General features: G+C 73.7%; 4 protein-coding genes and 1 riboswitch. Of the genes, 1 reads left to right on the plus strand and 3 read right to left on the minus strand.

The window, feature by feature from the left end; translation table 11 throughout:
* Positions 1-4: 4 nt before the first annotated feature.
* The 3 genes from leuS to ABKW28_RS00630 form a co-directional block, all read right to left on the minus strand.
* Positions 5-2,512: a leucine--tRNA ligase gene (leuS, locus tag ABKW28_RS00620; protein ID WP_348605612.1), complete on the minus strand. Its 2,508-nt coding sequence runs from the start codon at positions 2,510-2,512 to the stop codon at positions 5-7.
* Between the two features lie 206 nt (positions 2,513-2,718).
* A complete protein-coding gene (locus ABKW28_RS00625) occupies positions 2,719-4,737 on the minus strand; it encodes a PhoX family phosphatase (RefSeq protein ID WP_348605615.1) in 2,019 nt (672 codons plus the stop codon).
* Between the two features lie 44 nt (positions 4,738-4,781).
* Positions 4,782-5,813, minus strand: a complete 1,032-nt coding sequence (locus tag ABKW28_RS00630) for an AraC family transcriptional regulator ligand-binding domain-containing protein (RefSeq protein WP_348605617.1) — start codon at positions 5,811-5,813, stop codon at positions 4,782-4,784.
* 70 nt (positions 5,814-5,883) lie between these two features.
* Between ABKW28_RS00630 and ABKW28_RS00635 the strand changes: the two genes are divergently transcribed.
* On the plus strand, positions 5,884-7,404 hold the full coding sequence (locus ABKW28_RS00635; protein ID WP_348605619.1) for an NAD(P)/FAD-dependent oxidoreductase: 1,521 nt from the start codon (positions 5,884-5,886) through the stop codon (positions 7,402-7,404).
* Between the two features lie 38 nt (positions 7,405-7,442).
* A riboswitch (cobalamin riboswitch) is annotated at positions 7,443-7,645 on the plus strand.
* Positions 7,646-7,741 lie beyond the last annotated feature (96 nt).

A 7,741-nucleotide genomic window follows, 5' to 3' on the forward strand; every position in this document is an offset into this window, starting at 1 on the left:
CTTGTCAGACGACGATGTTGACCAGCTTGGGCGCGCGCACGACGACCTTGCGCACGACTGCCCCGTCGAGGGCGCGCTGCACGTCGGCGTCGGCCATCGCCAGCTGCTCGAGGTCGGCCTCGGAGATCTCCGGGGAGACCTCGAGGCGGGCCTTGACCTTGCCCTTGACCTGCACCACCGCGGTGACGGTCTCCTGCACCAGCAGCGACTCGTCGACCACGGGCCAGCCGGCGCGGGCGACGGTGGGCTGGTGGCCCAGGCGCTCCCACATCTCCTCCGCGACGTACGGTGCGACCAGCGACAGCAGGATCGCCACCGCCTCCACGGCCTCGCGCACCGCCGGGTCGGCGCCGCCCGGGCCCGAGTCGATGGCCTTGCGGGTGGTGTTGACCAGCTCCATGGTGCGCGCGACCAGCACGTTGAAGCGCTGGGTCTCCACCAGCTCGGTGGCCTCCGCGACGGTGCGGTGCACGGCCTGGCGCAGCGCGGTGTCGCCGGCGGCCGGGTCGGTGCCCGGCTCGCTGGTGACGTCGCCGGACAGGCGCCAGGCACGCTGCAGGAACTTCAGCGACCCGCCGGGCGACATGTCGGCCCAGTCGATGTCGGCCTCGGGCGGCCCGGCGAAGACCATGGTCAGGCGGATCGCGTCGACGCCGAACGCGTCGATCATCTCGCCCAGGTCGACACCGTTGCCCAGCGACTTCGACATGCCGCGACCCTCGTTGATGACCTCGCCCTGGTTGAGCAGCGCGCTGAAGGGCTCGGTGAAGTCGATCATGCCCATGTCGTGCAGCACCTTGGTGAAGAAGCGGCTGTAGAGCAGGTGCAGGATCGCGTGCTCGACGCCGCCGACGTACTGCGCGGCGGGCATCCAGTCGCGCACCGCCTGCGGGTCGAACGGGCCGTCGGTGAACTGCGGGGAGCAGTAGCGGAAGAAGTACCACGACGAGTCGACGAAGGTGTCCATCGTGTCGGAGTCGCGCTTCGCGGCGCCCCCGCAGGTCGGGCAGGACACGTTGACCCAGTCCTCGGCCGCGGCCAGCGGCGAGACGCCCTTGGGCTTGAGGTCGGAGCCCTTGAGGTCGGGCAGCTCGACGGGCAGCTGGTCCTCGGGCACCGGCACCTCGCCGCACGCCTCGCAGTGGATGATCGGGATCGGCGCGCCCCAGTAGCGCTGGCGGCTCAGCAGCCAGTCGCGCAGGCGGAAGTTGACGGTGCCGGTGCCGGTGCCGCGCTCCTCCAGCTGCTCGATGATGCGCGCGATGCCGGCGGCCTTGTCGCCCAGCCCGTCGAGCGGGCCGCTGTTGACGTAGGTGCCGTCGCCGGTGGTGGCCTCGTAGGTCTCCTCCGGGTTCGGCTCGCCGGTGTCGACGACGCGGCGCACCGGCAGCCCGAACTGCTTGGCGAAGTCGAGGTCGCGCTGGTCGTGGGCCGGCACCGCCATGATCGCGCCGGTGCCGTAGTCGGCCAGCACGTAGTCGGCCGCCCACACCGCGATCTGCTCGCCGGTCACCGGGTTGGTGGCGGTGACGCCGAGGTCGACGCCGGTCTTGGGCCGGTCGGTGGCCAGGCGGTCGATGTCGGAGGAGCGGCGCACCTCGTCGACGTACGCCGTCAGCGACTCGGCGCGCTCGGGCGCGACGATCTCGGCGGCGAGCCTGGCGTCGGCGGCCACCACCATGAAGGTCGCGCCGTGCAGGGTGTCGGGGCGGGTGGTGAAGACCGTGACGGTGCGGGTCTCCCCCGAGGCCAGGGTGATCTCGAAGTCGACGTGCGCACCCTCGGAGCGGCCGATCCAGTTGCGCTGCATCGCCAGCACCTTGGAGGGCCATGTGGCCTCCAGCGGCTCCATGTCGTCGAGCAGGCGCTGGGCGTAGTCGGTGATCTTGAAGTACCACTGCGACAGCTCGCGCTTGGTGACCACGGCGCCGCAGCGCTCGCAGGCCCCGTTGACGACCTGCTCGTTGGCCAGCACGGTCTGGTCGTTGGGGCACCAGTTGACCGGCGAGAACTTGCGGTAGGCCAGGCCCCGCTCGCGGAACTTCAGGAACAGCCACTGGGTCCAGCGGTAGTACTCCGGGTCGGAGGTGTTGAGCCGGCGCGACCAGTCGAAGCTGATCGCGTAGCGCTTGAACGACTCGGCCTGGGTCTCGATGTTGGCGTAGGTGAAGACGGCCGGGTTCTCGTCGCGCTTGATCGCGGCGTTCTCGGCCGGCAGGCCGAAGGAGTCCCAGCCGATCGGGTTGAGCACGTCGTGCCCGCGCTGCCACCAGTAGCGCGCGACGACGTCGTGCAGCGCCATCACCTCGGCGTGGCCCATGTGCAGGTCGCCCGAGGGGTAGGGGAACATCGTCAGCGCGTAGCGCTTCTCGGCGCCGGGGGCCGCGGAGCCGGCGCGGAACGGGTCGAGGTCGTCCCAGACCTTGCGCCACTTGTCCTGCACCGCGACGACGTCGTACGTCGCCGCCTCGGGGGCGCCGTCGTCGCTGCGGTCGGTGGGTCGCTCGCTCATCTGGGTCTCTCTCACGTCTGGTGGCCGGCGTGTGGGCCGCCGCTGGTCCCGGGCACAAAAAAACCCCTCGTGGCGAGGGGCAGCCGCGTCGAGTCGTCGTCGACGCGGCTAGGCAAGGAGCAGGGCGTGCTGCATGTGGGCAGTCTAGCGCCCGCCGCCCGGCAGGTGGAACCAGCCGGGCGACGGGCGCCGTGGAGGTGCGGGGCTCAGCGGTCGCGGAAGGCGACGACGACCGAGGGCCGCGGGAAGTCGTCGGTGTGCGGCCAGGTGGAGGCCTGGTCCTCGAAGGTGGCCCCGTCGACCTCACCGGGGTGCTGCACGGCCACCCACAGCGAGCGGTTGGCGTCGGTGAGCAGCGGACCGCACGCCTCGGCACCGCGCGGGACGGTGAGGAACTGGGTGACGTTGCCGCGCTGGGCGCCGGCGACCGGCACCCGGAAGACGCCGTCGTTGGAGCCCAGGGCGTTGCCGTCGGTGGAGATCCACAGGTTGCCGCGGTCGTCGAAGGCGACGTTGTCGGGGCACGAGATCGGGCTGACCTTCGTCTTGTCGAAGCCGGCGAAGTAGGTCTCCGGCGCCTCGGGGTCGCCGCAGACGAGCATCAGGTCCCAGGTGAAGGTGCTCGCGCCGTGGTCGGAGCCGGCCGGGCTCATCTCCAGCACGTAGCCGTTGCGGTTGCCCGAGGCCGGGGTGAGCGGGGCGCCCACGGAGGAGCGCACCATCGACGAGGTCAGCGGGTTCGCCTCGTCGGGCGGGAACGTCGAGCCGCGCTGGGAGTTGTTGGTCAGCGCGGCGTAGACCTTGCCGTTGACCGGGTTGGGCTCGACGTCCTCGGGCCGGTCCATCCGCGTCGGGGCGACCTGGTCGGCGGCCAGGCGGGTGAAGAGCAGCACGTCGGCGACGCTCATCCCGGGCACGAACGAGGTCGTCTCGTCGCACAGCGCGATCCACTCGCCGGTGCCGTCGTGCTCGCCGTCCTCGGTGCCGTCGCCGACGAGCCTGGCGACGTAGAGCGTGCCCGCGGTCAGCAGCGTCCTGTTGTGCCGGCGCGCCTTGGCCGAGGGCCCCGTGCGCATCGAGTCGCGCGAGACGAACTTGTAGAGGTAGTCGCCGCGCTCGTCGTCGCCCATGTATGCCACCGCGCGGCCGTCGCGGGTCAGCGCCACGTTGGCGCCCTCGTGCTTGAAGCGGCCCAGCATCGTGTGCTTGACCGGCGCCGCGTCCGGGTCGTAGGGGTCGAGCTCGACGATCCAGCCGAAGCGGTGCGGCTCGTGCGGCTCGGCGGCCAGGTCGAAGCGCGGGTCGACGGCGCTCCAGCCCCGCCCCGAGCCGGTGATGCCGTAGCGGGCGTAGGCCTCGGTGTAGCGCTCGTCGCGCTGCTGGCCCTCGGGCAGGTCGAAGTACTGGTTGAAGTTCTCCTCGCCCGAGAGCACCGTGCCCCAGGGGGTGGTGCCGCCGGCGCAGTTGTTGAGCGTGCCCAGCACGGTGGTGCCGCTGGGGTCGGCGCTGGTGCGCAGCCGCTCGTCGCCGGCCGCGGGGCCGTCGAGCACGAAGGCGGTGTCGATGTGCACGCGGCGGTTGTAGCGGGTCTTCTTCAGGCTCTTGACGCGCCGCCAGGACCCGGCGCGCGAGCCGCGCCGGATCTCCACGACCGACATGCCGTGGTTGGCCATCGCGATCGCGGTGATCTCGGCGTCGGTGTAGACGCCCTCGGGGAACATCAGCGCCTCGTCGGTGTACTCGTGGTTGACCACGAGCAGCGAGCGGTCCTTGCGGTCGCGCTTGGCGTCGCGCAGCGGCAGCACCCCGACGTAGTCGCAGTTGTAGCCGAACTGCTGCTTGGCGGCCTCCGGGCTCTGGCGGCGCGCGTCGAAGGCGGGCGCGCCGGCCACGACCCCGTCGCCCCAGCGGATGACCACGTCGTGGTCGAAGCCGGAGGGGGTCACGACCGCGTCGCGGCGGTTGGGGCGCACGGGGGTGAACGCGGCGGTCGCCAGGTCGCCGGAGACCGGGCGGGCCGCGACGCCGGGCTCGGCAGCGGCGGGGGCCACCGCCGCAGCCGCCAGGGTGCCGCCGAGCACCATCACCCCGGAGCCGGCGGCGGCGCCCTTGAGCACCGAGCGGCGGGCCACGGCCTTGGCGATCTCGTCCTGCACGTGGCCGTGGCCGGTGCGGTTGGGCTCGGGGTGGTCGCAGGCGTTGCCGCAGCGGTACTGGCAGGTCATGGCGGGTGGCTCCTGGGTCGAGGGGGTCCTACGCGCCAGCGAACCTAGGGACGCTGCGAGAGCCCGTCGCGACGCTGCGGTGACACCTCGCCGTCGGATCGGTGAACGCCGGGTGCCCGAGCCCGACGGGCCGCGCTGGGCGGCCCTCCGGTCCAGCGCCGGTGGGCGTGCACCAGCGCCGCGGGCTCGGCGTACCCCAGGCGGGCGGCGACGTCGGCGACCGGCAGCCCGGCGCGCAGCAGGTCGGCGGCCAGCGCGCGGCGTACCTCGTCGAGCAGCGCGCGGTACGACGTGCCGGCGGCGACGAGCTGGCGGCGCAGGGTGCGGTCGGTGCGGCCCAGGGCCGCGGCCACCACCGCCATCGGGGCGCCGTCGGCCAGGCGCTGGGTGATCAGCACCCGCACCTGCTGGGGCAGCCCGGAGGCGCTGCGCCGGTCGGCGGCCAGGTCGCGGCAGACCGCCTCGGCGAGGGCGCGGCGACGGTCGTCGCCGCTGGCCAGCGGCCGGTCGAGCTCGGTGGCGGCGAAGCGCAGCACCGCCCGGTGGGGGCCCACGTCGAGGTGCGCGCCGACCCCGCCCGGCAGCAGCGAGTCGAGCACGGTGCGCACCGCCGTCGCGTCGCGCGCCACCAGGAAGGCCCGCACGTCGGCGGGCAGCGCGCTGCCGTCGAGCTCGGCGACCACGTCGTCGCCGACGACCTCGACGCGCGGCACCACGAAGGCGTAGCTGAGGTCGAAGAAGCGCAGCGCCACCGTCACCACGTCGAGCAGGGTGCGGCTGGTCATCAGGGCGAAGCCCAGCGCCCCGAAGGTGCCCACGTCGTACGCCGCCCCCACGGCGGCGCCCGCGCCGGGGGCCCGCTGGCGCAGGGCGCGCACGACCCGCAGTTCCTGCGCGGCGGTCACCTCGCGCACCCCGCCCGGCCCGAGGTCGTCGAGCCGCAGCCCGGTGCCGAGCAGGAGCGCGGCCGGGTCGTGGCCGCGGGCGCCGGCCCAGCGCAGCAGGTGGCGCACCCCGTCGGCCGAGCGCGGCACGTCGGGGCCGGCAGCCTGCGCGGGAGGCAGCGGGCGGGTCATGTCCGCTATTGTCAACTCGATTGCGCCGGATGTCTCCCCGCGGCGGCCCGCCGGCCCTAGCGTCCTGGGCATGACCTCCCCTGACCCGTCCGCCTCACCCGCCCCGTCCTCCCCCGGCCCCGCCGTCCGGTCGCCGCGCGTCGTCGTGGTCGGCGCCGGCTTCGGCGGCCTGGGCGTCGTGCACGCGCTGCACGAGCAGGGCGTCACCGACGTGACCGTGCTGGAGCGCGCCGACGAGGTCGGCGGCGTGTGGCGCGAGAACACCTACCCCAACGCGGCCTGCGACGTGCCGTCGCCGCTCTACTCCTGGTCGTGGTCGCCCAACCTGGCCTGGGGCCGCCGCTACTCCCCGCAGCCCGAGATCCTCGACTACATCCGGCGCACCGCGGCCGAGCACGGCCTGCTCGACGCCGTGGTCACCGGCACCACCGTGACCGGCGCGCGCCACGACGGCGAGGCGTGGCAGGTCTCGACCGAGGTGGACGGCGCGGCCGGGCCGACGTACGCCGCCGACGTGCTGGTGCTGGCCACCGGCCAGCTCTCCGAGCCGGTGGTGCCCGATCTGCCGGGCCGCGACGACTTCGCCGGGCCGACCTTCCACTCCGCGCAGTGGCGCCACGACGTCGACCTGGCCGGGAAGCGGGTCGCGGTGGTCGGCACCGGCGCCAGCGCGATCCAGTTCGTGCCCGGCATCGCCGACGAGGTCGCCTCCCTCACCGTCTTCCAGCGCTCGGCGCCCTACGTGGTGCCCAAGCCCGACCAGGCCTACTCGGCGCGCCACCACGCGCTCTTCCGGCGCCTGCCCGGCACCCTGGCCGCCGAGCGGCGCACGGTCTTCTGGCTCACCGAGCAGCTCAACGGGGCCCTGGCCGGCGAGAGCCGGCTCTCGAAGCCGATGACCAAGGCGCTCGAGGCCGCCTGGCGCGCCCACCTGCGGCTCACCGTCAAGGACGCCGGCCTGCGCTCGCGGCTGGTGCCGGACTACCCGCTGGGCTGCAAGCGGCTGCTCTTCTCCAACGACTGGTACCGCACCCTCGACCGCGACCACGTCGACGTGGTCACCGGGCCGGTCACCGGCGTGGAGCCCGGCGGTGTGCGTGCCGGCGACGGCACCCTGCACGAGGCCGACGTGCTGATCTGGGGCACCGGCTTCGCGGCCACCGACTTCCTGCGCGGGCTCGACGTGGTCGCCCCCGACGGCACCCGGCTGGGCGACGTCTGGGCCGACGGCGCCCGGGCCCACCTGGGCATGGGCGTGCCCGGCTTCCCCAACCTGTTCAGCATCTACGGCCCCAACACCAACCTCGGCGGCAGCTCGATCATCGCGATGATGGAGGCCCAGGCGGGGTACGTCGCGCAGGTCGCGCGCCGCCTCGCCGACGGCCGGGCCCGGGCCCTGGCCCCGCGCCCGGAGGTCTGGGAGGCCTTCGACACCGAGATGCAGTCGCGGCTGGGCGAGAGCGTGTGGGCCGGGTGCACCAGCTGGTACACCGACGGGCCGCGGATCACCACCAACTGGCCGGGCCTGGTCGCGGAGTACCAGCGCCGCACCGCCACCGTCGACTGGTCGGAGCTCGAGGAGGTCGGTTGACCAGCAGCCGAGCGGCCGGCGGGGGCGCCGGCCGGGGTTGGTACGGTCCTGCTGCCAGTCACGCCTCCCCCGGGGAGGCCAGGGAACCCGGTGCGACTCCGGGACTGACGCGCAGCGGTGTGGGTGACGGGCGGGACACGTGGCACCTGCGGGTGGCACAGCCACTGGGCCCCGGCCCGGGAAGGCGTCCTGGCCCGGTCGAACCCGAGTCCGAAGACCTGCTGGCCCTCACGGCACCCGCCGGGAGGTCACCACGGGCTCCGCGCACGGGCCCCGACCTCGAAGGAAACGATGGTCGACGTCGCCGTCCCCCGAACCCACTCCCCCTCCTCATCCC

The sequence above is a fragment of the Nocardioides sp. 31GB23 genome (assembly GCF_040012395.1).
Lineage (GTDB): Bacteria > Actinomycetota > Actinomycetes > Propionibacteriales > Nocardioidaceae > Nocardioides > Nocardioides salarius.